Origin of the sequence: Flavobacterium sp. 316 (genome assembly GCF_000967805.1) — a bacterium.
In the GTDB taxonomy this organism is placed as follows: Bacteria; Bacteroidota; Bacteroidia; order Flavobacteriales; family Flavobacteriaceae; genus Flavobacterium; species Flavobacterium sediminilitoris.
In genome coordinates, this window is the sequence record NZ_JYGZ01000003.1 from 49,536 (window position 1) to 76,197 (window position 26,662).

The following is a 26,662-nucleotide window of genomic DNA, read 5'->3' on the forward strand; positions in this document are numbered from 1 at the left end:
TTCTTATTATTTTTTACCTTTATTTTTTGCACCAGCATGACCTCTAAAAGATCTAGTTGGCGAAAATTCTCCTAATTTATGACCTACCATGTTTTCAGTAACGTAAACAGGTACAAATTGACGACCATTATGCACTGCAATAGTTTGCCCAACAAAATCTGGAGTAATCATTGAAGCTCTTGACCAAGTTTTGATAACAGCTTTATTATCTTTCTCTATATTTTCTTGAACTTTTTTCTCTAATTTATAGTGAACATAAGGTCCTTTTTTTAATGAACGTGCCATGTCTATCTAATTATTTCTTTCTACGTTCTACAATATACTTATTACTCGGGTTAACCTTAGAACGAGTTCTATAACCTTTAGCAGGTAAACCTTTTCTCGAACGTGGATGACCTCCTGACGAACGTCCTTCACCACCACCCATTGGATGATCAACAGGGTTCATTGCTACTGGTCTTGTTCTAGGTCTTCTACCTAACCATCTAGATCTACCAGCTTTACCTGACACAACTAATTGATGATCAGAATTTGATACTGCACCAATTGTTGCCGAACAAGTTAACAAGATTAATCTTGTTTCTCCAGAAGGCATTTTAATTGTTGCGTACTTACCATCTCTTGCCATTAACTGAGCAAAAGTTCCTGCAGAACGAGCAATAACAGCTCCTTGACCTGGTCTTAATTCAATACATGAAATCACAGTACCTAGAGGAATTTTACTTAAAGGCAATGCATTTCCAATCTCTGGAGAAGCATCAGCACCAGAAACTACAGTTTGTCCAACTTCTAAACCATTTTGAGCGATGATGTAAGTTTTAGCTCCATCTGCATACGCTAATAATGAAATAAAAGCTGAACGATTTGGATCATATTCAATAGTTTTAACTACAGCTGGAACACCAACTTTAGTTCTTTTAAAGTCTATTATACGATATTTTTGTTTGTGACCACCACCAACATAACGCATGGTCATCTTTCCTTGACTATTTCTACCTCCAGAGTTTTTTTTCGGTGCGATCAATGAACGCTCCGGCTTATCAGTTGTAATAGTGTCAAAGCTATTAACAACTCTAAAACGCTGACCTGGGGTAATAGGTTTTAATTTTCTAACTGACATTTTCTATTAGATATTATTATAAAAATCTATTGTTTCTCCTTCTTGTACTTGAACAACCGCTTTCTTATATGCGTTTGTTTTTCCACTGATCAAACCACTTTTAGTGTATTTTACACTTCTATCCGCTCTATAATTCATAGTATTAACAGCAACAACATTCACACCATACACAGCTTCAACTGCATTTTTGATTTGAATTTTATTTGCTTTTTTATCAACTACAAAACCAAAACGGTTAAAAAGCTCACCATCTTTAGTTATTTTTTCAGTTATAATTGGCTTAATAATGATACTCATAACCTTATTATTTACTTAAATTATCTTCAATTCCAGCTAAAGCACCTTCCAAAACAACTAAACTATTTGCATTTAAAACTGCATAAGTACTTAATTCTGAAGAAGTTACAACCTTAGAGGTTTTTAAATTACGTGACGACAAATATACATTTTTATTTATATCTCCCAACACAAATAAAGATTTTTTATTATCTAATCCTAAAGCTTTCAACACATTAATGAAATTTTTAGTATTTGGAGTTTCAAATGTAAAGTCTTCTAAAACAATCAAACTAGATTCTTTTGCTTTTAATGATAAAGCAGATTTTCTAGCTAATCTTTTCAAGTTTTTATTCAATTTAAATGAATAACTTCTTGGTCTAGGTCCAAAAACAGTACCTCCTCCTTTAAATAAAGGATTCTTAGCACTACCTGCACGAGCAGTTCCTGTTCCTTTTTGTTTCTTAATCTTACGCGTACTTCCAGCAACTTCTGCTCTCTCTTTAGCTTTATGAGTACCTTGCCTTTGATTTGCTAAATACTGCTTAACATCAAGATAAACCGCGTGATTATTTGGTTCGATTGCGAATACTGAATCAGAAAGTTGTACTTTTCTTCCAGTATCTTTTCCGTTAAAATCTAATACTTTTACTTCCATTACTTCTGAATGATTACATAAGAGTTTTTATGCCCTGGCACACATCCTTTAACAACTAAAAGATTTTTGTCAGCAACAACTTTTAAAACTTTAAGATTTTGAATTGTAACATTCTCTCCTCCCGTTCTTCCAGCCATACGCATTCCTTTGAATACTCTAGAAGGATAAGACGATGCACCTACAGAACCTGGCGCTCTTAAACGGTTATGTTGACCATGAGTTGCTTGACCAACACCACCAAATCCGTGACGTTTAACAACCCCTTGAAAACCTTTACCTTTAGACACTCCTTGAACATCTACAAATTCTCCTTCAGTAAATAAATCCACTGTAAGAACTTCACCTAATTTGTGTTCTTCTTCAAAATACTTGAACTCAACAACTCTCTTCTTAGCTACTGTTCCAGCTTTCTTGAAGTGACCTTCTTCTGCTTTAACTGTATGCTTTTCAGTTTTGTCATCGAAACCAAGTTGAAGAGCACTATACCCGTCAACCCCATCGGTTCTGACTTGGGTAACTACACATGGACCAGCTTCAATTACAGTACAAGGAATATTCTTCCCGTTCTCATCAAAGATGCTAGTCATGCCAATTTTTCTTCCGATTAACCCAGACATATAAAACTAATTAATTAATTAAACTCATTTTTTTACATATAACAACATATATGCACAATCCTCATTTTGAGGGTGCAAATATATAATTATTTTTTAATTCTCGCAAAAATAATTAGTTATGTTTATTTTTAACAAAAAACATAACCTTTTTAATTGAGAGATATTAAAAAAACCGTTGCAATTTTAAATTACAAACGGTTTTTAATATTTATACTGCTAAGCAGTTAAGAAATTATACTTTAATCTCTACTTCAACTCCACTTGGCAATTCCAATTTCATCAAAGCATCAATAGTCTTTGAAGAAGAACTATAGATATCTAACAATCTCTTATACGAACTTAATTCGAATTGTTCTCTTGATTTTTTATTTACGTGAGGAGAACGTAAAACAGTAAAGATTTTTTTATTTGTAGGTAATGGGATAGGCCCAGTAACTACAGCACCTGTACTTTTTACAGTCTTAACGATTTTTTCAGCAGATTTATCTACTAAATTATGATCGTATGATTTTAGTTTTATTCTAATTTTTTGACTCATTTTCTTAAAATTAAGCGTTACCTTTAGCTTTCTTAATAACTTCTTCTGAAATATTAGAAGGAGTTTCAGCATAATGTGAAAATTCCATTGTTGAAGTTGCTCTACCTGAAGATAAAGTTCTTAAAGTAGTAACATATCCAAACATTTCAGATAATGGCACATCAGCTTTAATTGTTTTTGCACCATTTCTATCACCCATATCATTAACTTGACCTCTACGTCGGTTCAAATCTCCAACAATATCACCCATGTTTTCTTCAGGAGTAATAACTTCAATTTTCATGATAGGCTCAAGAATAACAGCTCCAGCAGCTTTCGCCACTTCTTTATACCCTAATTTAGCAGCTAATTCAAAAGATAATGCATCAGAATCCACAGGGTGGAAAGATCCGTCCGTTAAAGTAACTTTTAAACTATCCACAGCATAACCAGCTAATGGTCCAGTCTTCATTGCCTCACGGAAACCTTTCTCAACAGCCGGAATATACTCCTTAGGAACATTTCCTCCTTTTACAGCATTAACAAACTGTAATCCCATTGGAACTTTACCATCCACTTCTTCAGCAGGCTCTAATGTAAATACAATATCTCCAAATTTACCACGACCTCCTGATTGCTTTTTATAAACCTCTCTATGATTAGCCAATCTTGTAAATGCTTCTTTATATTCAACTTGAGGTTCACCTTGATTCACTTCAACCTTAAATTCACGTTTCATACGATCAACTAAGATATCCAAGTGCAGCTCACCCATACCTGAAATAATGGTTTGACCAGAAGCTTCATCTGTTCTAACTGTAAATGTTGGATCTTCTTCAGCTAATTTAGCTAAAGCCATACCCATTTTATCCACATCAGCTTTTGTTTTAGGCTCAATCGCAATACCGATTACTGGATCAGGGAATTTCATCGACTCAAGAATAATTGGATGCTTTTCATCACACATTGTATCTCCAGTCTTGATATCTTTAAATCCTACAGCAGCTCCAATATCTCCAGCCTCAATATATTCGATTGGATTTTGCTTGTTAGCATGCATTTGATAAATACGCGAAATTCTTTCCTTATTCCCTGAACGTGTGTTCAAAATATAAGAACCAGCATCCAAACGACCCGAATAAGCACGGAAGAAAGCTAAACGACCAACATAAGGATCGGTAGCAATTTTAAATGCAAGAGCAGCAAATGGCTCTTTCGGATCAGGACGACGTAAAATTTTCTTTTGATCTTCCTCTAATAAATCTTGATCATCAGGATGAATACCTTCAATACCTTCTTTATCCATCGGAGAAGGCAAATATTTACACACAGCATCTAACATAAATTGTACTCCTTTATTTTTAAAAGAAGAACCTGCAATCATAGGAATGATAGCCATATCGATAGTAGCAGCACGCAATGCTTTGTTAATTTCATCCTCTGTAATAGAGTTTTCATCCTCCATATACTTATCTAAAAGATTTTCATCATAAGTAGCAATCTCTTCGATAAGAATTGAACGATAATGCTTCACATCATCAACCATATCAGCAGGAATATCAATAATATCAAAAGTAGCCCCTTGTGTTTCATCATGCCATACAATAGCTTGATTTTTCACTAAGTCAACAACTCCTCTAAAATCATTTTCCTCTCCAATTGGCAATGTAATCGCAACCGCATTTGATTTCAACATATCTTTAACTTGATCACAAACAGCTAAAAAGTTAGACCCTTGACGGTCCATCTTATTAACAAACCCCATACGAGGTACTCTATATTGATCAGCAAGTCTCCAGTTAGTTTCAGATTGAGGCTCAACACCATCAACAGCACTAAATAAGAAAACCAAACCATCTAATACACGTAAAGAACGATTTACCTCTACAGTAAAGTCAACGTGTCCAGGAGTATCAATAATATTAAAGTGATATGCTTGTGATTCAGGTAAAACCTTACCTTGTTCAGTTGGAAAATTCCACTCACAAGTTGTCGCAGCAGAAGTAATAGTAATACCTCTTTCTTGTTCTTGTGCCATCCAGTCCATTGTTGCAGCACCATCGTGTACTTCACCAATTTTATGTGATTTTCCAGTGTAAAATAGGATACGCTCTGTTGTTGTTGTTTTACCAGCATCAATATGAGCTGCAATTCCAATATTTCTAGTATATTTTAAATCTCTAGCCATTTCTAATATTTTATGAATTAAAATCTAAAGTGAGAGAAAGCTTTATTAGCTTCTGCCATTTTATGAGTATCCATTCTTTTCTTAACCGCAGCACCTTCTTCTTTAGCCGCAGCTAAAATTTCAGAAGCCAACTTATTAGCCATCGATTTTTCATTTCTTCTTCTCGCATAAAGAATCATCCATTTCATAGAATATGAAATTTTTCTATCTGGACGAATTTGCATTGGAATTTGAAATGTAGCTCCACCCACTCTACGTGAACGCACTTCTACGTGAGGCATAACATTTGTTAATGCATCTTTCCAAATTTCTAACGCAGTCTTTTCTGCATCTTGCTTTTTAGCCTCTACGATATCTAATGCATCATAAAAAACTTTAAAAGCTGTTGATTTTTTACCATCCCACATTAAGTTATTCACAAAACGCGTTACTAACTGATCGTTAAATTTTGGATCTGGTAAAAGGGGTCTTTTTTTGGCCGCTCTTTTTCTCATGTCTTTTCTTTAAAAGATTTTTAAATTACTTTTTCTTTCCAGTTGTTGCTGCAGCTTGTCCTGGTTTTGGACGTTTTGCTCCATACTTAGATCTACGTTGTGTTCTACCTGCAACACCTGCAGTATCTAATGCTCCACGAACGATGTGGTAACGCACACCTGGTAAATCTTTTACTCTTCCACCTCTAACTAATACTATCGAGTGCTCTTGTAGATTGTGTCCTTCTCCAGGAATGTAAGCATTTACCTCATTACCATTTGTTAAACGAACACGAGCAACTTTACGCATTGCCGAGTTTGGTTTTTTTGGTGTTGTGGTATAAACACGCGTACAAACCCCTCTTCTTTGAGGACAAGAATCTAAAGCAGCCGATTTACTCTTCTTAGTTATTTTGGCTCTTCCAGTTCTTACTAATTGTTGAATTGTTGGCATAATTGTTTATAATTATTACTAATAAATTTAACTCCCTAACACTTTTTAGGGGCTGCAAATGTAGTCATTATTTATTACAAAACAAATCTAATTTATTTATTTTCAACATTATCAACACATAGCAACCTTCCACTAGAACACTAAATCTATTATTCTAAAACCACAACACCTCTCTAAAAAACATAAAAATCAACATCTACATGTACTTAGAATGAAATTTATTTTATTTTTTTACGTTATTTTACAACAATGAAAAAACTTTATATTTTACTCTTTTTTATCAATACTCATTTATCTAATGGGCAAAATTTTAATTTAAAAATCGAAGGAAGTACAAAAAACGAGACAAAAACAATAGACAGCATAAATTACTTAAAAAAACACAAAGATATTTCTTCTATAATCAGCACAATTAAAGAATTCGACTCAACACTTACTAAATTTGGGTATTTTGAATACTTTTTAGTAAAGCAAACAAAAATAAATGACAGTACATTTTTATTCAATTACAATATTGGAGAAAAAACTTCTTTCATTAATATATATATAGGAGAAAACAAAACTTTACTTAATCTCAAAAAAGACACCATATCAATTCCTATTCAAGAGACTCAATCTTGGATACAACACAACCTAAGCACACTAGAACAAAAAGGATTTTCCTTAGCCAAAATACAGTTAACAAACCAAAACATAATTAACAACCACCTAACCTCTGATTTAATAATAAAATTAAACTCTAAAAGAACATTTGACGAACTTATCATATTAGGATACAATAATTTCCCTAAAAATATCAAAACCAATTTTAATAAAAAATTAAAAAACAAAACTTTTAATCAAGATTTAGTATCTACCATCTATAAAGATTTAAACCAATTTAACTTTGTCAATCAAAAAAAATATCCTGAAATATTATTCACGAAAGACAGTACAAAAATTTTCACTTATTTAGAAAAATCAAAACCAAATAAATTTGATGGATTTATTGGCTTCTCAAATGACAAAGAAAACAATCTAACTTTCAATGGCTACCTTGACCTCTCCTTACAAAATATCTTGAATTCAGCAGAAAAATTCAACTTATATTGGAAAAATGACGGAAACAACCAAACATCCTTTTTTCTTAACACAGAAATACCTTATCTATTCAAAACATCTTTCGGAATAAAAGCAAATTTAAAAATATTCAAACAGGATAGTTTATTTCAAAATACACAATCAAAACTCGATTTGGGATACTATTTTACATTAAATAAAAAAATACACCTAGGCATCCAAAACACCACTTCGGTAGATATTCAAAACATAAATACTAATTCATTATCCAATTACAAAAGTAAATTCTACACATTAACCTTTGAATACTCAAAAAAAAATAAAGAAAACTTTTTTTACCCAGAAAAAACTTTTTTTTCACTCAATACTGGAATAGGAAATAGAAAAACAAACATTAAAAAAGAAAAACAATTTTTCATTCAACTAGAAGCAAGTCATATCATAAATTTAAATCAAAAAAACACAATTTTTATAAAAAACCAATCTTTTTACCTTGACAGTAATCAATTTGTAATAAATGAATTATACCGTTTTGGAGGGATTAATTCAATCAGAGGATTCAGAGAAAATTCATTACAAGCAAATACATTCATGAGTGTAATTTCCGAATACCGATACTTACTTTCACCTACAATACACATACATTCAATCTTAGACTACGGATATATTCAAGATAAAACATCAAAACTAGAAAATCAATTACTAGGAATAGGAATAGGCTTTGAAATATTAACAAAAAATGGATTATTCCATTTAATTTATTCAAATGGGTCAACAAAAAACCAAGCTATCAAACTTTCAAATTCAATTATTCAAATTAGTTTTAAAACAAACTTTTAATAAATTTTATGTGAAATGTTAAAAAAACATTAAAATTTATTAGGATTACAATATTTTTTTTTTGAATTTTGAACAACTAATTCAAATAAACAAATATGAAATCTAAGTTTAACGGATTACTAACTTTTTTAGTAATAATGTTAGGGCAATTTATTTTCGCCCAAGTAACAACTGTTTCCGGAACAGTTACAGATCAAAACGGACAACCCTTACCAAGTGTTTCAATCTTAGAAAAAGGAAGCACAAATGGTACTGAGTCTGATTTTGATGGAAATTTTAGAATTAGCGTAAAACAAGGAACCACCTTGATTTTCAGCTATATCAGCATGAAAACACAAGAAGTTGTTGTTAATTCATCAACATTAAATGTTAAAATGCTTGAAGACGTAACAACTCTAGAAGGAGTTGTTGTAACAGCTCTTGGGATAAGTCGAGAAAAAAAATCTTTAGGTTATGGAACACAAAAAATTGAAGGAGAAGAAGTAAACAAACTACCTTCCACTAACTTCGTAAACAGTCTTTCAGGAAAAGTTTCTGGATTACAAGTAAAAACAAATAACAATCTTGGAGGCTCAACAAATGTTGTAATCAGAGGATACAAATCTATTAATGGAAATAATCAAGCACTTTTTGTAATTGATGGTGTACCTTTAGACAATTCAAACACTAACAGTGCTAATCAATTAACTGGAAGGATAGGATATGACTATGGAAATGCTGCTGCCGATATTAATCCAAATGATATTGAATCGGTTAACGTATTAAAAGGAGCTGCTGCAACAGCTTTATATGGCTCAAGAGCTGCCAACGGAGCTATTATGATTACTACAAAAAAAGGAAAGGGAAACAAAAATGGATTAGGAATAACTTTCAATTCTAGTGTTAGTGTTGGTTCTGTTGACAAATCAACATTCGCTACATATCAAAATGAATATGGTCAAGGCTATTTTGGATCTGCTCCAGCATTTAGAACTAACTATGACATTGATGGAGACGGAATCAACGACACATCTGTAAGAACTAACGATGATGCATCTTATGGACCAGCTTTTGATTCAAACTTACAAGTTTTCCAATGGAGTTCATTTGTTCCTGAATCTCCAAACTATCAAAAAGCAACAACATGGCAAAAAGCAAAAAATGGACCTTTAGAATTCTTTAACACTCCTATCACTAGATCAAATTCAATCTCAATAAACAATGGAAATGACAAAGGATCATTTACCCTTTCATATACAAATCTTTCTGCAACTGGATTACTACCAAATAGCAAACAAGACAAAAACACATTCATTGGTAATGCAAATTACAAGTTAAGCGACAAGTTAACAGCTAGTTTCTTCGGGAATTATATCAACACCAAAACACTAGGAAGAAACGGAACAGGATATAATGGTAATATTATGTCTAATTTTAGACAATGGTGGGCAACAAATGTAGACTTAAAAGAATTAAGAGATATTTATTTTAGCACTCGTAAAAATTATACTTGGAATGCAAATAGACCTAATGATTTAAGACCAGCATACTGGAACAATCCGTACTTTGAAAGATACGAAAGCTTTCAAAATGATACTAGAAACCGATTTGTAGGAAATACTAGCCTAAATTACAAATTAACTGAATGGTTAGATGTTACTGGAAGAGTTTCTATTGACACCTATGCTGAAATACAAGAAGAAAGACTAGCTAATGGTTCTTATGGAGGAAATCCTTTTGGAATAGCACAATCAAATGAATCTTCCGGTTACCAAAAATTTAACAGAAATTATTCAGAATTCAATTATGATTTAATGTTAAACTTCAATAAAGACATTACTGAAAAGTTGAATTTAAAAGGTATAGCTGGAATAAATATAAGAAGACAAAAAATAAATTCAATTTTAGCTTCAACTTCTGGAGGTTTATATGTTCCAAACCTTTTTGCTATTACAAATTCTTACAATAAAGTTGAAACACCTATAGAAACAGAAGTTAATATAGGTGTTAATGGATACTATCTTAGTGCTTCTTTAGGATATGATAGTTTCTTGTTCTTAGACGCAACAATCAGAAGAGATGTATCTTCTACTCTACCAAAAGAGAACAACGAATATTACTACCCGTCTGTATCATCTAGTTTTGTTTTTTCTAATTTAATGGATGCAAAATGGTTATCATTAGGAAAGTTACGTTTAGGATATGCTGAAGTAGGTAACGATGCTCCGTTCGCAAGAATTATAGACACTTATGCAAAACCGTCTCCTTTTGGAGAAGGTAATAACATATACTCCGTAAATTCTACTAAATACAACCCAGACTTAGAATCAGAGAGAACAAAGAGTTGGGAATTAGGTTTAGAAATGCAGTTTCTGCAAAAAAGAATCTCATTTGACCTATCACTATACAAAACAAACACACTAAATCAAATTGTTGACATTCCAGTATCTGAAGCAGCGGGAAACACTCGAGTATTTACAAATGTAGGTAACATTGAAAATAGAGGTATTGAGGCTACAGTAAATTTAATTCCAATCAAAAACGAAAACTTCACTTGGAACATTACTACAAACTGGTCTAAAAATGTAAATGAAGTAAAAGAACTAGCTCCTGGCATTTCAAACTATCAACTTGGGAATTTCCAAGGAGGTGTCTCAGTAAATGCAGCCGTTGGTCAGCCATACGGTATGATTCAAGGGTCTGATTATGTTTATTTGAATGGACAAAGAATAGTTGATGACACCACAGGTAAATACGTAATCACTTCTACAAATGATAAAAACTTAGGAAGTTTTATCCCTGATTGGAATGGAGGAATCAACAATTTATTCACTTATAAAAATCTTTCTTTCAGTTTTTTAATTGATGTTCAAAAAGGAGGAAAAGTATTTTCTTTAGACAGATGGTATGGTGAAGGCACTGGCTTATACAACAATACCGTAGGAACCAATGACTTAGGAAATCCAATTAGAAACACGATTGCAGATGGTGGAGGAATAATACTTCCTGGTGTTTTTGCTGATGGCACTCCAAACAACATTAGACTAGATACAAGCAATGGATTAGACGGATCTTTCGGATATTTAGGATCCGCAAATTCAGACTACGTATATGATGCCTCTTATGTAAAACTTAGAGAAGTAACTCTAGGTTATTCATTTAACAAAAAGTTTTTTGGTGATAAAATTCAAGAACTCTATTTAGGACTTTCAGGAAGTAATCTTTGGATTATAGACAAAAATTTACCTGATGCTGATCCTGAAGCTGGATTAAGTGCTGGTAACTTACAAGGATATCAATCAGGACCACTACCTACAACTAAAAGGGTCGCTTTAAATTTAAGAGTCAAATTTTAATAAAAATGAAAATGAAAAAAATAGCAATAATAATATGTATTCTATCATTAACAATTGCATGTAATGATGATGGTCTGACTAGACTAAATGAAGACACTAAAAATCCCTCAGCAGTTCCTGCTGGAGCATTATTTGGTAATGCAGAAAAAAATCTTTTTGATCACTTAGTAAGCACTAATGTTAATACTAATGTATTTAGACTTTTTGTTCAACATTGGACAGAAACCACCTATTTAGATGAATCAAGATACGATATCCTTCAAAGAAATATCCCTGACAGACATTGGAGAGTATTATATAGAGATATCCTTAGAGACTTAAAAGAAGCTGAAGATATCACTAAAAATATTATCACTCTATCTATTGAAGAGGAAAAAGTAAAAACCAATAAACTAGCCTTAATTGAAATTCTAAGCATATACACTTATGGAATATTAGTTGATACTTTTGGAGATATTCCATACACACAAGCTCTGCAAGTAAGCACATTCCCTAGCCCGAAATATGACAAAGCAATAGATATTTATACTGACTTATTCATAAGGCTAGAAGATGCGCTAAATAATTTAGATGGTAATTACAACAGTTTTGGAAAAGAAGATTTTGTATACAATGGAAATGTTGAAAATTGGAGAAAATTTGCAAATTCATTAAAATTAAAAATGGCAATAACTGTCGCAGATGTTCCAAGTCTTAGTGCTATTGCTCAAACAAAAGCAGAAGAAGCTGTTGCTGCTGGAGTGTTTACTTCTTCAGATGATAATGCAAGCATAGCATACCTAAGTATACAACCAAATACAAACCCTTTATACGAAGACTTAGTTTCTAGTCAACGTTATGACTTTGTCGCAGCAGATACTTTTGTTGACAAAATGAATTTACTTAATGACCCTAGAAGACCAAAATATTACACTAGCATTGGAGGAATATATATTGGTTGTCCTTATGCTGCTGGAGGTGATTTTGAAAACTTCTCATCTGCTGGTGATCCTGCTGATGATAATGGATTAAAAACAGTATTATTAGATCCTACACTTGAAGGATTAATACTAGATTATACTGAAGTTGAATTTTATTTAGCAGAAGCAGTTGAAAGAGGTTATGCTGTAGGTGGAACTGCGGATAGTCACTATGAAAATGCGATTACATCTTCAATATTATATTGGGGAGGAACTGCTACTGAAGCAACAACCTATTTAGCACAACCTTCTGTTGCTTATGCTACTGCAGCAGGAACTTGGAGACAAAAAATAGGAGAACAAGCATGGATTGGGTTATTCAACAGAGGATTCGAAGCATGGACATCATGGAGAAGATTAGACTTCCCTATATTGAATGCACCAGCTAATGCTGCATCAGCTGCTGAGAATGAGGTGCCAAAAAGATACACATATCCAGTATTAGAGCAAACCTTAAATGGAAGTAATTATAATGCTGCATCAACTTCAATAGGTGGAGACAAATTAAAAACTAAAATTTTCTGGGATGTAAACTAAAATAATAGTAAAATTCCAAAAATAATTAAACCGCCTCATTTGAGGTGGTTTTTTTTATACATTTGCATCATGGAAAAAGAGAATCAAATTTTTGGAATAAGAGCAATAATCGAAGCCATCCAAGCAGGTAAAGAGATTGACAAAGTTTTTATACAAAAAGAAAGTCAAGGAGAATTAATGCAAGAATTAATGAAGGCGATGAAGAAGAAGAATATTAACTTCTCTTATGTTCCTGTTGAAAAACTTAACCGTTTAACATCAAAAAACCATCAAGGAGCTGTAGCTACAATTTCACCTGTATCATTTCATGATATTGAAACTTTAGTAACTAATATCCTTGAATCCGGAAAGACACCTCTTTTTCTTATTTTAGACCAATTATCTGATGCTCGAAATTTTGGAGCTATAATACGAACTGCCGAATGTACTGGTGTAGATGGTATTATTGTACAAAAACAAGGTTCTGCTCCTGTAAATGGAGATACTGTAAAAACTAGTGCTGGTGCTGTGTTCAATGTTCCTATTTGTAAAGTTGAGCATATTAAAGATGCTATCTATTTCTTACAAGCTAGTGGCATCCAAACTATTGCTGCTACTGAAAAAACAGATAATACCATTTATGACATTTCATTTACTGAACCTACTGCAATAATTATGGGTAGTGAAGATAGAGGAGTGAATCCTTCTGTATTAAAAATTGTAGATCACAAAGCAAAACTACCAATGTACGGAACTATTGAATCATTAAACGTATCTGTTGCTTGCGGTGCATTTTTATATGAAACAGTAAGACAACGATTAATAAAATAATCAACTACTTGTTTTTAATTCCAATAAAATCATAGATTACTTTTAGTGATGATGAAAAATATTCTCTTATTATTTCTTCTGGTTTTGGTTGTGGGCTAAAATTTCCTTTCTCATCAAAATTTTTTATGAATGGATCTGCCTCTGGATTAAAATCTGGTTTTTCCCATTCATAAATAACAGCTTTTGCAAATTGTGGGGTTTTCATAAGTAATGCCATAGCTAAACCTGTTATAAATCCGCTTAAATGACCTTCCCAAGAAATTCCTTTTTCTACATCTGGAAACATATACCAAACCATTCCTCCATATAAGAGAACAATTACAAAAGACAAAGACATTAATCTATAATATTTAGTAAAAATTCCCTTAAAAAATATAAAGCTAACTAAAGCATATATTAATCCGCTTGCTCCAATATGATAACTTGGTCTTCCTAACAACCACGTACCTAATCCAGAAAATAAAATTCCAAAAATCAAAACTAAAATAGATTGTTCTCTATAAAAAAAACGAAGTATTGCCAATAGTACAATTAATGCTAGAGAATTATTAACTAAATGTTGTAAATTTCCATGAAGAAAAACACTAAATAAAATCCCTTTTGCTCCAAATGATTCTCTCGGATAAATGCCATAATGAGAAAGACTAATATGGAAACGTGTTTCAAACCAAAACACAATCCATAAAAGCAGCACAAACAAGACAGGTAGCAATATAACTGAACGGGTAAATATAAATGGATTATCTAAATTCTCTTTTCTCATACGTTTTTATACTCAAAGATAACACCAAAAAAATAATTCTGATTTTTTGTCAGTTTAACCATTAAAAAACTAATTCTTTAAACTAGAAAATTATTAAAAAAACAGGTTAAAAATTGTTTCATTTTAATGCATTAGCTAATTTTACAAAATGGAAGCACCATTAGCAGAAAGAATCCGTCCACAACATTTATCTGAATATATTAGCCAGCTACATTTAGTTGGAAATCAAGGATCGTTAACACACCAAATTGCAAAAGGAATAATTCCTAGTTTAATTCTTTGGGGTCCGCCAGGAACAGGAAAAACAACACTTGCGCAAATAATGGCACAAGAAAGCAAACGCCCTTTCTACCAATTAAGTGCTATACATTCTGGAGTTAAGGATATTCGAGAAGTCATTGAAAAAGCAAAACAAAGTGGAGGCTTATTTACTGCTAAAAATCCTATACTTTTTATTGATGAAATTCATCGTTTTAGCAAATCGCAACAAGATTCCTTATTAGCTGCTGTTGAAAAAGGATGGGTAACATTAATTGGAGCTACAACTGAAAACCCAAGTTTTGAAGTCATTCCCGCATTACTGTCGAGATGTCAGGTTTATGTATTAAACCCTTTTACAAAAGAAGATTTAGAGTCTCTCTTAAAAAGAGCTATTAAAACAGATGAAGTTTTAAAAACTAAAAACATTCAATTAAAAGAAACCGAAGCATTATTAAGACTTTCTGGTGGTGATGGAAGGAAATTATTAAACATTTTTGAACTTGTGATTAATGCTTCAAATGATGATGATATTGACATTACAAATGAAAGAGTTCTACATTTAGTTCAAAAAAACACTGTTTTATACGATAAAACGGGAGAGCAGCATTATGACATTGTTTCTGCTTTTATAAAATCGATACGAGGGAGTGATCCAAATGGAGCGGTTTACTGGTTAGCTAGAATGATTGAAGGAGGTGAAGATGTGAAATTCATTGCAAGAAGAATGCTTATTTTAGCAAGTGAAGATATTGGCAATGCAAATCCTACTGCTTTAATAATGGCGAATAATACTTTTCAAGCTGTTACAACTATTGGTTATCCTGAGAGCAGAATTATTTTAAGTCAATGTGCTATTTATTTAGCAAGCTCTGCTAAGAGTAATGCAAGCTACATGGCAATTAATAAAGCGCAACAATTAGTAAAACAAACAGGCGATTTATCTATTCCTATACATTTAAGAAATGCTCCAACAAAACTAATGAAAGAATTAGGCTACGGAGAAGAGTATAAATACTCTCATGATTTCCCGAACAATTTCGCGGAACAAGAGTTTCTACCTAATGAAATTTCTCAAACTAAACTTTTTGAACCTGGCGATAATGCTCGTGAAAAAGAACTACGTCAATTTTTAAAGAATAGATGGAAAGATAAATATGGATATTAATTTTTTTAAAAAAAAATACCTCAAGCTTAAAAAGCTATATCTATTTTTTTAGAAACAAGCACTCCTTTTTCATAATAATCAAAGTACCAATCATTTATTTTTCTTATTAAAATACCTTGTACTCTATCTCTGTAAGCAAAAAAAACATTATCTACTGAAGTATTTCCTAAAACCATAATTTCTAGTCCTTTTGAGTTCAATAATTTATACCCACTAGCTGTTTCTATAGCTGTAAGTTTCTCATCAAATTCCTTCTTATCATTTTTTATAGTTTGATTATCTACTATTAAATCAGAATTATTATATTTTTCAGATTTAATTATATTTTTCGCTTCTTTAATCTCTTGTGTTTTATTCTGAGATTTAACATAAGTGTTTGCGAAATTTAGTTTACCTCTTAACGAGGTTAAAGCATTACGTAAAGCAATTGTATATGCTCTCTGAAAATCTTTATCTCTACTTGTTCCTATTACACTTTCAGCAATTATCTTATTAGCACAATCTTTTATATTAACATTTAAATTTGTTGTAAATAATTTATTGTTTTCTAGAACATCCGCATATAGCATTTCACATCTATCATTCAATAAATGATCTGGTATATCTGTATCATAAAAAACAATAAATCCTTCTGTTTCAAAGAATGATTTCGTTAAGCTATTTAAATTATATTTATCTGCTTCTTTAAAAAAAGAAAACTGACTAGGTACAATTACATATTTATATTTTTCTTGTGCTTCAAGAAAGAAAGAAAAAAACAATGCAATAATAAATATTACTTTTTTCATGTTATAAAAAACTTTTGAGTTCTAATAAATGATTAATTTGAAACACTTCTTTTTCGACACTTACTTTTTGCTCATTAAAAAAAATAGCATCTATTCCAAATTCTAAAGCACCTTCAATATCAGCTTCAAAGCTATCTCCTATCATAACGCTTTCTTCTTTACTTGCTTTTGCTGATGATAATGCAAAATCGAAAATATTTGGATGAGGCTTTTTAACTCCTGCCAATTCAGAATTAGTTATAGTACTAAAGTAGTGTTTAATATTTGAATTTTTTAATTTTTTATCTTGAACTAAGTCAAATCCGTTTGTAATGATATGTAAAATATAATTTGATTTTAAATATTCTAATACTTCTACTGTTCCTTCAAATAAATGATTACTATTTGGTAAATGATAAATGTATTCATCTGAAATTTGATATACTAATTCGTCTGAAATTTCTACTTCTAAAACATCAAAAACATCTTTTAATCTTTTATAACGTAGCTCTTCTTGTGAAATTTTGTTTACTTGGTAAAGCTTCCAATAATATTGGTTTCTTGGTATGTAATGTTGTAAAAAATCATTTGTTGTAAAATTAAATTCATGTTTTTTAAAGATGATATCAAATGCTACTGCTGAATTTTTATCAAAATCCCAAAGTGTATGATCTAAATCAAAAAAGAGGTGTTTTTTATTTTTTAAAGTCATTTTTTATTCCTTTTGTTTGGTATTAGCCCTGATAATAGTGAAAATCCTATTATTTATGAGTTCTTATAGAACTCATAAATAATAGATTGAAACGAATAGCAGGAATTGCGATTAAAAAAAGCCCAAAAAATGGGCTTCAAATTATTTTCCTGAAGTGATTATGGCATTTTCTATATGATATATCCAATCTTCTACATCGTTATCATTATATCTAAATGTTCCCTTTAAGGTTACATATTGATCTGTTTTCAATTTTGGCAAATCTCCTTTAAATTTAATTCCCATTATTGTTTCTGGTCCTGATTTACCACAGAAAAAACATGCTGCAAAAACATTTTTACTGATGGCATAGTTTTTATTATCGATAGGAATAATAAATCCACTTATAATTATTGGCTTTCCTTGTAATGATTTTAATTTTGGATTAATTACTGGAAACATAACTTCTCCATATATTTTATCTGGTTTTTTTAAATAGTCAATTTTACTAAGTAAACTCCATGTTAAAGTATCTGTTAAAGTAGTATTTTTACTGTTCTTGAAAGTTGGTTTTACCTCTTTATTGTTAAAACTAAAAAGTGAAATTACAACTAATAAAGCGATTGAAGTTTTAATATAATTACGCATTGGCTAGTGTTTTTGAAATATTTAATTGATATGCTTTTATGGCTGGAATTAAGGCAGCAAAAAATCCGACTAACAAAGTTAATCCAAATAATATTCCTTCTTTTTTCCAAATAAATTCATACGGATTGAAACTAAATTTAAAATCTTGTTCTGCTGAATTTGAAATGAGCATTAATGCTATTCTTCCCAAAATCGTACCAAAAATAAATCCTACAATACAAAGTAAAATACTTTCAATCATTATTAGTTTTAAAAGTTGGAAACGTTTTGCCCCATTTACTCTTAAAAGTGCAAACTCATTTTTACGCTCTTTTAAGGTGTTGAATAAGGCAATAAAGATTGATATTCCTGAAATTAGCATAATTCCGTATGCTAAATATCGGAGTGCTTCAATTCCTATTCCAAATAATGAAAATAGTCTATTTACTTCTATTGCTGGTGATGCAACTTGCATTTTTGTGTTTTGTGCAATAATTCTTGGCCAAGTAACGATTCCCATTTTATTTCTAAACTGAAGTAAAACGGCTGTTATTTCCATTCCTGGCTCATTCAATGTCATATCATGATGATGTTCATGCTCATGTTGTAAGTGTTCATCTCCGTCTTCATGTATATGCCCTTCCTCTCCATGTACTGGTGATTCTTCATGTCCTCCATGCATTTGCCAAACACTTGGAATAGTACACAAAATTAAATTATCTACTACTTTCCCTGTAATTTCTGAAATTCCTACGACTTTATAAGCATAATGATCATGAACTTCTCCTTCTTCTGCATCTCCATGTGAACCAAAAAATTCATCTCCTATTTTTAAATTTAATTTTTGAGCAATTTCTCCTCCTATAACAACCTCAAAATTCTTTTCGTATATTCTTCCTTCTTTTATTTTTGCGTTGTATTTTTCTAAATAATCAGGAGTAGTTCCTAAAATTTTATACCCTCTATAATTGTCTCCAAAAGCTAAAGGTATTGCTTTTTTTACAAAAGGATGTTGCATCCAAACTTTTGCTGAATCATAGCTAATGTTTCCTGTTGGAGCATCAACTTGATAAACTGAAGAAAGGATTAATTGTAATGGACTTCCTTGTGCTCCAAGTACCAAATCTACTCCATCTATATTGTTAGTAAACTTTTCTTCAAATTGTTTTTCTAATAATACTAATACTGTAATGATGGCTACACTTGAAGTTAGTAAAATAATACTTAATATTGTATTTAATGGTTTAAACCAAATATTTCGCCATGCTAATTTTGTTATCATGCTACACTAACGTTATTCGGTTACTAAATTTTTCTTTAATTCTATTATCGTGTGTTACAATAATAAGTGCTGCTTTATATTCTTTTGAAAGTGATGTTAATAAAGCAATCACTTTCTCTGCATTTTTATCATCTAAACTTGATGTTGGCTCATCTGCTAACAACACTTTAGGCTCATTCATTAAAGCACGAGCTATTGAAACTCTTTGTTGTTGACCTATACTTAATTGACTTGGCAATTTATCCGATTGTTTTGCAATATCTAGTTGCTCTAAAAGTCGTTTTGCTCTTTCCGTATTTTTCTTCCCTGTTGCTAACCAACTAGCCATTTCTAAGTTTTCTAGTACTGTTAGCGCACTAATAAAATATGATTTTTGAAAAACCAATCCAATATTTTGACCTCGAAACGTGTCATTTTTCTTTTCTGACAAGGCTACTATATTGGTTTTATTTATTTCAATTTCACCAGTAGTTGGACGCAATAGACCTGCAAGTATGTGTAGATAGGTTGTCTTTCCTTTTCCTGAGTCACCAGTTATTAAAATTGTATTTCCAGCATCGCAATGCAAATCTGGCATGTGAAACAACTGATCTTTGTTGTATGAAAATGTGATGTTATTAGTGCTTATCATTTTTGATACACTTTTATTTTAGGGTGTTGCAAGATAGCAAATTGAAAATTATTTTTTTCTTAATGTTTTCAGAAAATTTGGTCTTTGCGGGCAATGAAAACTCTTAATGACCAAACTATAACTAATCCCGCAAAAAACCAAATATAATATATTATTAAATCTTTTTATTAATGTTTATGTTTTCTGAAATTTAATAAATGACCTATTATCATACCTATCCCTCCTAAATAGAGTATAAATGAATGATGATGAGTTACAATTGTTATAACAATGCTGCTCAGAATTAAAAACATTGATACTAACAAAATTGCTTTTATATATCTTGGCGTATTTGTTTTTACTATTTTTACAACTGCATATAAACCGATAGAAGCAAATAATAAATCAATCCAATGGTTATGACTTATACCAATAGGAATTATAGAAATTAATGGAAATACTAAGCAATGTACTAAACAAAGTGTAGCACTAGATATTCCTAAATAATCAAAAGATTTTGTAATTTGTTTTCTCACTTTATAATTTATTAAACGCAACATTGTTGCAAATATATAATAAAATTTAATATGGAAGAGAAAAAAATTAAAAGAGAAAGAAGCTCTTCAACAAAACAAAAAATAATCGATTTATTGAAGAAAAAAAACGAAGCTTTAACTCATAAAGATTTTCAAAACTATTTTAATGGTCAAATTGATAGAGTAACTATTTACAGAGCTTTAGATCGATTAGTTGACGAAGGAAAATTACACAAAATCATAAGTCTTGAAGGTGTAATTCAATATGCTATTTGTAAATCATGTGACCATGAACATGATAAACATGCTCACAATCATATTCATTTTTCATGCAGAAAGTGTGAAAAAACAATTTGCTTAGACGATATATCACCTAATATAATATTACCTAAAGGTTTTAAAGCTGAAGAAAATCAACTTCTAATTTCTGGTATTTGTTCAAATTGTAACAAATAATAAACATTATTTAAAAATACGTTTATCAAAAGGAAAATCTTCTTGATGAATTATTTTTATTCTATCAAAATCTTCATGAAAAGGATTTAATAAATAATTAAAATCTCCTTTTACAACAGCAGAAGGCACTTTTATTACAGCACTTTTTTTATTTCTAATAAACTCATTCCCTATTTTTTGAGTATCTATTAGTTCTGGAAAGCTATTCCAACCCAAAGGTAATTTCTTTACATCAATTTCTTGTATATATAAATCATCTGGAATAAAAATAGTCATCATAGCATAACCTGATGGTAATGTTGCTAAAGTTACATGCACAACTACTTCTGCCATAGCCAACGCTCTACTTTGAGCTGTATAAACCACTTCTATTCCTTTTGAATTCCATCGAGCACCTGTTATAGAAGCTCCTACTCCAGACAATTCAATAGGATATTTTTTATTTGCTAATCGAAATACTTCCATTATACAAATATTCCATATTGAATTTTATTCAATTCGTTCATAACCATTTCTTTACCATAAGAATCTTTTAATAATTCAAAAGGTTGTAAATTTCCTAAAGCAAAATTTGGAGTATTCAACCAAAGATAGAACTGCTCTTTAGAATCGAACACTTCTTTCCCAAGCGCTGTAACTTCTGCTAATTCAAGAATTTTTTCAGTAGGAATTGCATCAAAAACAAAATCTTTCTTTGATTTATTTCGTTGTAACGTTCTAATTGAAACACCTAAAAATTGTGCCCAATCTTCTTCATTAAAAGGAGTTCTTTCTTTTATTAAATCATACAATTCATAAGGCAATCCCCTTCTAATAGAGTGAACTATTAACATTCTATTAGATAGAAATTTTTTATATGTAATATTTTTATCTACAACTGTTAAATCAGACTCCTTCTCTACTTTAGTAACATACATTCGCACAGCTTTATCAATTTTAACATCTGAATTTGCAATCAACTTTGTCATAACACTGTCATTTGTCTGTAAATTTACGACAATTGTCCTTTGAAAACAAAAATATAACATTATTTAACAATGTCTATTTCAACTAATATACAATATTTTCGATATTAAATCTCAATTAAGATTCAGCGTAAAAAACAAAAACTAATTATTCTATATAAGAAATTATATTTACAATAACTACATGCTTGAATTAAACAGTATAGCATTAAAAAATACCCTCATCAACAAAGCTCAAATATCCTTTTTCTGTTATTATAACATGATCTAAAACACGAATATCTAAACTTCTACCTGCTTGTTTTAACGTTTTTGTAATTTGTATATCCGCTTCGCTTGCTTGTAGCTTACCTGATGGATGATTATGAGAAAGCACAATTGATGTTGCATTATACTCTAATGCTTGTTTAAAAATAATGCGAGTATCTACGACTGTTCCTGTTATTCCACCTTTACTTATTTGTGATTTATAAATTACTTTATTCGAATTATTTAAATATAAAGCCCAAAATTCCTCATGAAATAATTCTCCTATTATAGGTTGCATAATTTCAAAAACAGCTTTACTTGAAGATACTACATCTTGTTTTTTTATTTCTTCTCCTCTTCTCCTTCTCCCTAATTCTAAGGCAGCAATTATTGAAACAGCTTTTGCTTCTCCAATTCCCTTAAATTGAATTAGCTGTTGAATGGAAAGTTTTCCAAGAAAATTAAGATTATTATTTGTAGAAGCTAAAATTCGTTGACATAACTGAACCGCACTTTCATTACGAGAGCCTGAACCTATAAGAATAGCTAATAATTCTGAATCTGACAAAACAGATTTCCCTTTAAGAAGTAGTTTTTCACGTGGACGATCATCTTCAGCCCACTGATTAATTGGCGTATACATTAAATTTTTTTTTGGCGTTTATAAGAACAAATTAAACTAATTTTTCAATAGTTTCAAAATAAATGTTATATAATTTATTATTATATTTATCGCTCATTACAAAACAAAATCAGATGAAATATACTACAATATTAATCATGTCTATTTTTAGTTATTTTGGGTGTCAAAAAAACGCTTCTAAAGATAAAGGAGAGGTTATTGTAGAAAAAAAGGAAATCAATCTAACTCTATCACCTCAAAATCCTAAGACTTTTGAAGAAAAGTTATCAAATTCGGCAATATCTATTATTGACCCTGAAGTAATATACACTCCAAATTATGTAAGTATAAAGTATCCAAACGGAGATGTTCCTGCAAAAACAGGAGTTTGTACTGACGTAATAATTAGAGCATATCGAAAGTTAAATATTGATTTGCAAAAAGAAGTACATGAAGATATGAAAATTAATTTTTCACACTATCCTAAAACTTGGGGATTAAAAACTACAGACAAGAATATAGACCACAGACGCGTTCCAAATCTTGAAACTTTTTTCACCAGAAAAGGTAAAAAATTAGCTGTTACACAAAATCCTGCTGATTATAAAACAGGAGAAATAGTAACTTGGATGATAAATGGAAAGCTACCTCATATAGGTATAATTACACATCTAAAATCTAAAGATGGTAAACGACCGTTGATTGTACACAATGTTGGCGGTGGACAAGTTTTAGAAGACTGCTTATTTAGTTATAAAATTGTAGGCCATTTTAGTTATACAAGATGATAATTCAAACCCAAACACCTATAGCTTAATTCATTAACTCTTTCACCTCATCAAAATTCAAACCTCCATAATTTCCTGAACTCATCAAAAGCAATGTCGAATTACTAAAATTTTGTTTAAACAGAAACTCTTTAAATTCGGTTGGGTTAGTATAAATAATCAAATTATTTCGTTTAAAAGACTTCTCAATTTGATCATAAGTTACTTCTTCAAGTTGCTTTATTTTTACAGCATCAGGAGAATAAAATACTACTGCAATATCCGCACTATCTAATGCTCCTTCATATTCTTTTAAAAATTCCGCATTCAAGCTACTATATGTATGTAATTCTAAACAAGCTATCAATTTCCTATCGGGATATTGATCTTTTACAGCTTTAGTTGTTGCAGAAACTTTACTAGGCGAATGAGCAAAATCTTTATAAGCCACTTTATCTATACCTTCTGCAATTTTCTCTAATCGTTTACTAGCTCCTTTAAAGCTTGAAATAGCTTCATAAAATTCAGCTTCATCAACTCCCATACATTGACAAATCCATTTTGCACCTGCCAAATTATTTAGATTATGTGCTCCAAAAACTTCGATAGGCATTGATCCTTCTGGAGTATCTAATAAAGTAATTCCATTTTCAACCGAATAACTAGGAGTTTGATATGGAATTTTACGAATAGGATTTTCCGTTTCTTCTGCTACTTCTTTTACAGCTTCATCTTCTTCATTATAAATTAAAATACCACCTCTAGTAATCTGATTCGCAAAAATCTTAAATTGATCTACATAATTTTCAAACGTCGGAAACACATTAATATGATCCCAAGCAATTCCTGAAAGCAATGCAATATTAGGCTGATATAAATGAAATTTAGGTCTTCTATCCATTGGTGAAGATAAATATTCATCTCCTTCTAAAACAATAAAATCATTATCTTCTGTAAGATGAACCATCGTATCAAATCCTTCTAACTGAGCTCCTACCATATAATCTACTTCCACATCATGATAATCCATTACATGCAAAATCATTGAGGTAATTGTCGTTTTTCCGTGAGAACCACCTATAACAACCCTTGTTTTATTCTTAGATTGTTCATACAAAAATTCAGGATAAGAATATATTTTCAATCCTAATTCTTGTGCTTTTAATAGCTCTGGATTATCAGATTTCGCATGCATTCCTAAGATAATTGCTTCAATATCTGAAGTAATTTTATCAGGAAACCAACCCATTTCAATTGGCAATAATCCTTTTTTATCTAATCTAGATTTTGATGGTTCAAAAATAGCATCATCGCTACCTGTAATTTTATATCCTTTATTATGTAACGCTAATGCTAAATTATGCATTGCTGCACCTCCAATTGCTATGAAATGTGTTCTCATTATTATTGTTTAGAAGTTTAAAAAAAATATTTTATAATGATTTTAAACTATAGTAAATTATTTATTGTATTTATCTGATTCAATCTGAGCTTCATTTGCTTTTTTAGGAAGCTTCATTTTTGTGTACAAATTAATCAATCTTTGATATGCCGTTTTAGAATGAGTTAAATTTACACCTTGTAAATAATATTTTTCTGCGGAATTATATCTTTTAAAATATTCGTCGATATGTCCTTTTGCCATAACCCCATCAATTTTAGAAATCGCCATCAACTCATCTGCATACTTTTGTGATTTTTTTTCACTTCCTCCAATTATTGCAGGTAATTCAAGATACAAAATCAATAAAGCCCATCTTGTATCTGTATGTTTTAAATCTAATTTTGCAGCCAATTTAAAAGAAGTTTCAATATCATCAATCATTCCAAGCGCTTTAAACTTATTACTTTCTTTCGCTTTCATTCCCATTGCGCCTCCAAACTTATAATGATAGTTTGCATTTTGAGGAAACTTTTCCTTTAAAAATTTATATTTTTCAATTGCAGTGTCCCATTTTTTATAATAGCCCGCAATATCACCAGTGTATTCTATTGCCTTATAATCATTAGGATTTGTTTTCAAATGAGCTTCAAAATAAACTTTAGCCTCATCATATTTTTTTTGATTATACAGTTTTTCTCCTTTATTAAAATTATTCTGTGAGAAAACAAAAAGTGGTAAAAAAAACAAAATGAATTTGTACATAGCCGCAAATTTTTATTCAAAATTAAGAAAATACAATGATTTATCCTTAAGTAAAAAAATATTTATCTTAGTCGAAGATTTTTTCACAAAACAATCCAACCTTTTCACTCTTTTTATACTCTATACTAGAAAAACATATTCCATGAAAAATTATTTCATCTTTTTATTCTCCTTGAATTTGCACTTCATTATTTTCTCAATCAAATTATGATAATGAATAGTAAGAGGTTTATCAACACGAACTCGATGGAAAAACTCGTTCTACTTATAAAAGCGTTCAAAAAAACTATTAAGGTCAAAATCAATACTGAATCCTTATTTAAGATTCTCTTCTAAACAATAATCGTTACAAAATAATAATTTTAACAATAACTTATAAATCATATTTTTTATTATATTTGAGTATTAACATATAAATACAAAACAATTATGGGATTATTTTCATTTGTGAAAAATGCTGGAGCAAAATTATTTGGTAAAAAAGAAGAAGAAGCTCCAGTTGAAGAAAAGGCAATATTAAAAGCAAGCGCATTATTAGAACATGTAAAAGCGCTTGGATTGCAATACCAAACCATAAAAATTAGCTTAAAAGGAGATGATGTAACAGTTGAAGGAGATGTTGCACAACAAGAAGATGCTGAAAAAATTGTTTTAGCTATTGGTAATGTCGATGGAGTTGACACTGTAGACAATCAAATGACTGTTGTTGAGCCAAAACCTGAAGCTCAATTCCACACTGTAGAAAAAGGAGAATGGTTATCTAAAATTGCAGCGAAGTATTATGGTGACGCAAACAAGTACAATGTTATTTTTGAAGCAAATAAACCAATGTTAGAACATCCTGACAAAATTTATCCAGGACAAGTTTTACGTATTCCTAATTTAGATTAAAATCTTAATCAATAAATAAAA

Annotated in this window: 29 protein-coding genes; 8 read left to right on the forward strand and 21 right to left on the reverse strand. The window is 30.7% G+C overall.

Annotated features, from left to right (window positions below; translation table 11 throughout):
• Nucleotides 1-6 precede the first annotated feature (6 nt).
• From rpsS to rpsL, 9 genes are all read right to left on the reverse strand, one after another.
• The gene (gene rpsS / locus SY27_RS06480; protein ID WP_045968430.1) at nt 7-285 is read right to left on the reverse strand and encodes a 30S ribosomal protein S19; all 279 of its coding nucleotides are present in this window, start codon (nt 283-285) and stop codon (nt 7-9) included.
• 10 nt (nt 286-295) lie between these two features.
• The gene (gene rplB, locus SY27_RS06485; RefSeq protein ID WP_045968432.1) at nt 296-1,120 is read right to left on the reverse strand and encodes a 50S ribosomal protein L2; all 825 of its coding nucleotides are present in this window, start codon (nt 1,118-1,120) and stop codon (nt 296-298) included.
• A gap of 6 nt (nt 1,121-1,126) precedes the next feature.
• Entirely contained in the window at nt 1,127-1,417 is a 291-nt protein-coding gene (gene rplW / locus SY27_RS06490; protein WP_045968434.1) for a 50S ribosomal protein L23, read from the reverse strand.
• A gap of 7 nt (nt 1,418-1,424) precedes the next feature.
• Complete coding sequence (gene rplD, locus SY27_RS06495) at nt 1,425-2,054, reverse strand: 50S ribosomal protein L4 (RefSeq protein WP_045968436.1); 630 nt, start codon at nt 2,052-2,054, stop codon at nt 1,425-1,427.
• A complete protein-coding gene (gene rplC / locus SY27_RS06500) occupies nt 2,054-2,671 on the reverse strand; it encodes a 50S ribosomal protein L3 (RefSeq protein ID WP_045968438.1) in 618 nt (205 codons plus the stop codon). The genes rplD and rplC overlap by 1 nt, the downstream gene beginning before the upstream one ends.
• Nucleotides 2,672-2,903: 232 nt before the next feature.
• Entirely contained in the window at nt 2,904-3,209 is a 306-nt protein-coding gene (gene rpsJ, locus SY27_RS06505) for a 30S ribosomal protein S10 (protein ID WP_045968439.1), read from the reverse strand.
• Between the two features lie 10 nt (nt 3,210-3,219).
• Nucleotides 3,220-5,376: an elongation factor G gene (gene fusA, locus SY27_RS06510; RefSeq protein ID WP_045968441.1), complete on the reverse strand. Its 2,157-nt coding sequence runs from the start codon at nt 5,374-5,376 to the stop codon at nt 3,220-3,222.
• Between the two features lie 17 nt (nt 5,377-5,393).
• Nucleotides 5,394-5,870, reverse strand: a complete 477-nt coding sequence (gene rpsG / locus SY27_RS06515; protein WP_045968443.1) for a 30S ribosomal protein S7 — start codon at nt 5,868-5,870, stop codon at nt 5,394-5,396.
• Nucleotides 5,871-5,895: 25 nt separating this feature from the next.
• Complete coding sequence (rpsL, locus tag SY27_RS06520) at nt 5,896-6,303, reverse strand: 30S ribosomal protein S12 (protein ID WP_045968445.1); 408 nt, start codon at nt 6,301-6,303, stop codon at nt 5,896-5,898.
• Between the two features lie 249 nt (nt 6,304-6,552).
• Between rpsL and SY27_RS06525 the strand changes: the two genes are divergently transcribed.
• The 4 genes from SY27_RS06525 (at nt 6,553) to rlmB (ending at nt 13,843) form a co-directional block, all read left to right on the forward strand.
• On the forward strand, nt 6,553-8,202 hold the full coding sequence (locus SY27_RS06525) for a membrane protein (protein WP_045968447.1): 1,650 nt from the start codon (nt 6,553-6,555) through the stop codon (nt 8,200-8,202).
• A gap of 95 nt (nt 8,203-8,297) precedes the next feature.
• On the forward strand, nt 8,298-11,537 hold the full coding sequence (locus SY27_RS06530; RefSeq protein WP_045968449.1) for a SusC/RagA family TonB-linked outer membrane protein: 3,240 nt from the start codon (nt 8,298-8,300) through the stop codon (nt 11,535-11,537).
• Between the two features lie 11 nt (nt 11,538-11,548).
• A complete protein-coding gene (locus tag SY27_RS06535) occupies nt 11,549-13,033 on the forward strand; it encodes a SusD/RagB family nutrient-binding outer membrane lipoprotein (protein WP_045969263.1) in 1,485 nt (494 codons plus the stop codon).
• Nucleotides 13,034-13,102: 69 nt separating this feature from the next.
• A complete protein-coding gene (gene rlmB, locus SY27_RS06540) occupies nt 13,103-13,843 on the forward strand; it encodes a 23S rRNA (guanosine(2251)-2'-O)-methyltransferase RlmB (RefSeq protein WP_045968451.1) in 741 nt (246 codons plus the stop codon).
• Nucleotides 13,844-13,847: 4 nt separating this feature from the next.
• Here rlmB and SY27_RS06545 read toward each other — a convergent pair whose 3' ends face one another.
• Nucleotides 13,848-14,606: a rhomboid family intramembrane serine protease gene (locus tag SY27_RS06545; protein ID WP_045968452.1), complete on the reverse strand. Its 759-nt coding sequence runs from the start codon at nt 14,604-14,606 to the stop codon at nt 13,848-13,850.
• A 148-nt stretch (nt 14,607-14,754) separates the two neighbouring features.
• Here SY27_RS06545 and SY27_RS06550 point away from each other — a divergent pair, with 148 nt between their 5' ends.
• Nucleotides 14,755-16,032 carry a replication-associated recombination protein A gene (locus SY27_RS06550; protein WP_045968454.1) on the forward strand — a complete coding sequence of 426 codons (1,278 nt, stop codon included), beginning with the start codon at nt 14,755-14,757 and terminating at the stop codon, nt 16,030-16,032.
• A 26-nt stretch (nt 16,033-16,058) separates the two neighbouring features.
• Here the strand turns inward: SY27_RS06550 and SY27_RS06555 are convergent, their stop codons facing one another.
• The 6 genes from SY27_RS06555 to SY27_RS06580 all read right to left on the reverse strand — a co-directional run bounded on the left by SY27_RS06555 (nt 16,059) and on the right by SY27_RS06580 (nt 20,545).
• A complete protein-coding gene (locus SY27_RS06555; RefSeq protein ID WP_045968456.1) occupies nt 16,059-16,820 on the reverse strand; it encodes a hypothetical protein in 762 nt (253 codons plus the stop codon).
• Between the two features lies 1 nt (nt 16,821).
• Nucleotides 16,822-17,511, reverse strand: a complete 690-nt coding sequence (locus tag SY27_RS06560; RefSeq protein WP_045968458.1) for a YjjG family noncanonical pyrimidine nucleotidase — start codon at nt 17,509-17,511, stop codon at nt 16,822-16,824.
• A gap of 141 nt (nt 17,512-17,652) precedes the next feature.
• Complete coding sequence (locus SY27_RS06565) at nt 17,653-18,138, reverse strand: hypothetical protein (protein ID WP_045968460.1); 486 nt, start codon at nt 18,136-18,138, stop codon at nt 17,653-17,655.
• Nucleotides 18,131-19,399, reverse strand: a complete 1,269-nt coding sequence (locus SY27_RS06570; protein WP_045968462.1) for an FtsX-like permease family protein — start codon at nt 19,397-19,399, stop codon at nt 18,131-18,133. The genes SY27_RS06565 and SY27_RS06570 overlap by 8 nt, the downstream gene beginning before the upstream one ends.
• A 1-nt stretch (nt 19,400) precedes the next feature.
• The gene (locus SY27_RS06575) at nt 19,401-20,030 is read right to left on the reverse strand and encodes an ABC transporter ATP-binding protein (RefSeq protein WP_045968464.1); all 630 of its coding nucleotides are present in this window, start codon (nt 20,028-20,030) and stop codon (nt 19,401-19,403) included.
• Nucleotides 20,031-20,197: 167 nt separating this feature from the next.
• Complete coding sequence (locus tag SY27_RS06580) at nt 20,198-20,545, reverse strand: MerC domain-containing protein (RefSeq protein WP_045969265.1); 348 nt, start codon at nt 20,543-20,545, stop codon at nt 20,198-20,200.
• Nucleotides 20,546-20,596: 51 nt separating this feature from the next.
• On the opposite strand from SY27_RS06580, the gene SY27_RS06585 reads away from it, so the two are divergent.
• Nucleotides 20,597-21,001 carry a Fur family transcriptional regulator gene (locus tag SY27_RS06585; RefSeq protein WP_052705188.1) on the forward strand — a complete coding sequence of 135 codons (405 nt, stop codon included), beginning with the start codon at nt 20,597-20,599 and terminating at the stop codon, nt 20,999-21,001.
• Between the two features lie 6 nt (nt 21,002-21,007).
• On the opposite strand, the gene SY27_RS06590 is transcribed toward SY27_RS06585, so the two are convergent.
• The 3 genes from SY27_RS06590 to radC all read right to left on the reverse strand — a co-directional run bounded on the left by SY27_RS06590 (nt 21,008) and on the right by radC (nt 22,858).
• On the reverse strand, nt 21,008-21,466 hold the full coding sequence (locus tag SY27_RS06590; protein WP_045968466.1) for an RES family NAD+ phosphorylase: 459 nt from the start codon (nt 21,464-21,466) through the stop codon (nt 21,008-21,010).
• Nucleotides 21,466-21,969, reverse strand: coding sequence for an antitoxin Xre/MbcA/ParS toxin-binding domain-containing protein (locus tag SY27_RS06595; RefSeq protein ID WP_082084314.1), 504 nt, complete (start codon nt 21,967-21,969; stop codon nt 21,466-21,468). Before SY27_RS06595 ends, SY27_RS06590 begins: the two co-directional genes overlap by 1 nt.
• A 205-nt stretch (nt 21,970-22,174) precedes the next feature.
• Complete coding sequence (radC, locus tag SY27_RS06600) at nt 22,175-22,858, reverse strand: DNA repair protein RadC (RefSeq protein WP_045968469.1); 684 nt, start codon at nt 22,856-22,858, stop codon at nt 22,175-22,177.
• Nucleotides 22,859-22,971: 113 nt separating this feature from the next.
• On the opposite strand from radC, the gene SY27_RS06605 reads away from it, so the two are divergent.
• Nucleotides 22,972-23,625: a DUF1287 domain-containing protein gene (locus SY27_RS06605; protein ID WP_052705243.1), complete on the forward strand. Its 654-nt coding sequence runs from the start codon at nt 22,972-22,974 to the stop codon at nt 23,623-23,625.
• 25 nt (nt 23,626-23,650) lie between these two features.
• On the opposite strand, the gene murC is transcribed toward SY27_RS06605, so the two are convergent.
• Together murC and SY27_RS06615 are read right to left on the reverse strand one after the other, a co-directional pair.
• A complete protein-coding gene (murC, locus tag SY27_RS06610; RefSeq protein ID WP_045968471.1) occupies nt 23,651-25,006 on the reverse strand; it encodes a UDP-N-acetylmuramate--L-alanine ligase in 1,356 nt (451 codons plus the stop codon).
• A gap of 57 nt (nt 25,007-25,063) precedes the next feature.
• Nucleotides 25,064-25,750 (reverse strand): lipopolysaccharide assembly protein LapB, encoded by a 687-nt coding sequence (locus tag SY27_RS06615; RefSeq protein ID WP_045968473.1) that lies wholly within the window; start codon nt 25,748-25,750, stop codon nt 25,064-25,066.
• 429 nt (nt 25,751-26,179) lie between these two features.
• On the opposite strand from SY27_RS06615, the gene lysM reads away from it, so the two are divergent.
• On the forward strand, nt 26,180-26,641 hold the full coding sequence (lysM, locus tag SY27_RS06620; protein WP_045968475.1) for a peptidoglycan-binding protein LysM: 462 nt from the start codon (nt 26,180-26,182) through the stop codon (nt 26,639-26,641).
• Nucleotides 26,642-26,662 lie beyond the last annotated feature (21 nt).

Coding starts and splice junctions, on each gene's coding strand:
- rpsS (WP_045968430.1), bottom strand. CDS start 285: ATGGCACGTTCATTAAAAAAAGGACCTTATGTTCACTATAAATTAGAG.
- rplB (WP_045968432.1), bottom strand. CDS start 1,120: ATGTCAGTTAGAAAATTAAAACCTATTACCCCAGGTCAGCGTTTTAGA.
- rplW (WP_045968434.1), bottom strand. CDS start 1,417: ATGAGTATCATTATTAAGCCAATTATAACTGAAAAAATAACTAAAGAT.
- rplD (WP_045968436.1), bottom strand. CDS start 2,054: ATGGAAGTAAAAGTATTAGATTTTAACGGAAAAGATACTGGAAGAAAA.
- rplC (WP_045968438.1), bottom strand. CDS start 2,671: ATGTCTGGGTTAATCGGAAGAAAAATTGGCATGACTAGCATCTTTGAT.
- rpsJ (WP_045968439.1), bottom strand. CDS start 3,209: ATGAGTCAAAAAATTAGAATAAAACTAAAATCATACGATCATAATTTA.
- fusA (WP_045968441.1), bottom strand. CDS start 5,376: ATGGCTAGAGATTTAAAATATACTAGAAATATTGGAATTGCAGCTCAT.
- rpsG (WP_045968443.1), bottom strand. CDS start 5,870: ATGAGAAAAAGAGCGGCCAAAAAAAGACCCCTTTTACCAGATCCAAAA.
- rpsL (WP_045968445.1), bottom strand. CDS start 6,303: ATGCCAACAATTCAACAATTAGTAAGAACTGGAAGAGCCAAAATAACT.
- SY27_RS06525 (WP_045968447.1), top strand. CDS start 6,553: ATGAAAAAACTTTATATTTTACTCTTTTTTATCAATACTCATTTATCT.
- SY27_RS06530 (WP_045968449.1), top strand. CDS start 8,298: ATGAAATCTAAGTTTAACGGATTACTAACTTTTTTAGTAATAATGTTA.
- SY27_RS06535 (WP_045969263.1), top strand. CDS start 11,549: ATGAAAAAAATAGCAATAATAATATGTATTCTATCATTAACAATTGCA.
- rlmB (WP_045968451.1), top strand. CDS start 13,103: ATGGAAAAAGAGAATCAAATTTTTGGAATAAGAGCAATAATCGAAGCC.
- SY27_RS06545 (WP_045968452.1), bottom strand. CDS start 14,606: ATGAGAAAAGAGAATTTAGATAATCCATTTATATTTACCCGTTCAGTT.
- SY27_RS06550 (WP_045968454.1), top strand. CDS start 14,755: ATGGAAGCACCATTAGCAGAAAGAATCCGTCCACAACATTTATCTGAA.
- SY27_RS06555 (WP_045968456.1), bottom strand. CDS start 16,820: ATGAAAAAAGTAATATTTATTATTGCATTGTTTTTTTCTTTCTTTCTT.
- SY27_RS06560 (WP_045968458.1), bottom strand. CDS start 17,511: ATGACTTTAAAAAATAAAAAACACCTCTTTTTTGATTTAGATCATACA.
- SY27_RS06565 (WP_045968460.1), bottom strand. CDS start 18,138: ATGCGTAATTATATTAAAACTTCAATCGCTTTATTAGTTGTAATTTCA.
- SY27_RS06570 (WP_045968462.1), bottom strand. CDS start 19,399: ATGATAACAAAATTAGCATGGCGAAATATTTGGTTTAAACCATTAAAT.
- SY27_RS06575 (WP_045968464.1), bottom strand. CDS start 20,030: ATGATAAGCACTAATAACATCACATTTTCATACAACAAAGATCAGTTG.
- SY27_RS06585 (WP_052705188.1), top strand. CDS start 20,597: ATGGAAGAGAAAAAAATTAAAAGAGAAAGAAGCTCTTCAACAAAACAA.
- SY27_RS06590 (WP_045968466.1), bottom strand. CDS start 21,466: ATGGAAGTATTTCGATTAGCAAATAAAAAATATCCTATTGAATTGTCT.
- SY27_RS06595 (WP_082084314.1), bottom strand. CDS start 21,969: ATGACAAAGTTGATTGCAAATTCAGATGTTAAAATTGATAAAGCTGTG.
- radC (WP_045968469.1), bottom strand. CDS start 22,858: ATGTATACGCCAATTAATCAGTGGGCTGAAGATGATCGTCCACGTGAA.
- SY27_RS06605 (WP_052705243.1), top strand. CDS start 22,972: ATGAAATATACTACAATATTAATCATGTCTATTTTTAGTTATTTTGGG.
- murC (WP_045968471.1), bottom strand. CDS start 25,006: ATGAGAACACATTTCATAGCAATTGGAGGTGCAGCAATGCATAATTTA.
- SY27_RS06615 (WP_045968473.1), bottom strand. CDS start 25,750: ATGTACAAATTCATTTTGTTTTTTTTACCACTTTTTGTTTTCTCACAG.
- lysM (WP_045968475.1), top strand. CDS start 26,180: ATGGGATTATTTTCATTTGTGAAAAATGCTGGAGCAAAATTATTTGGT.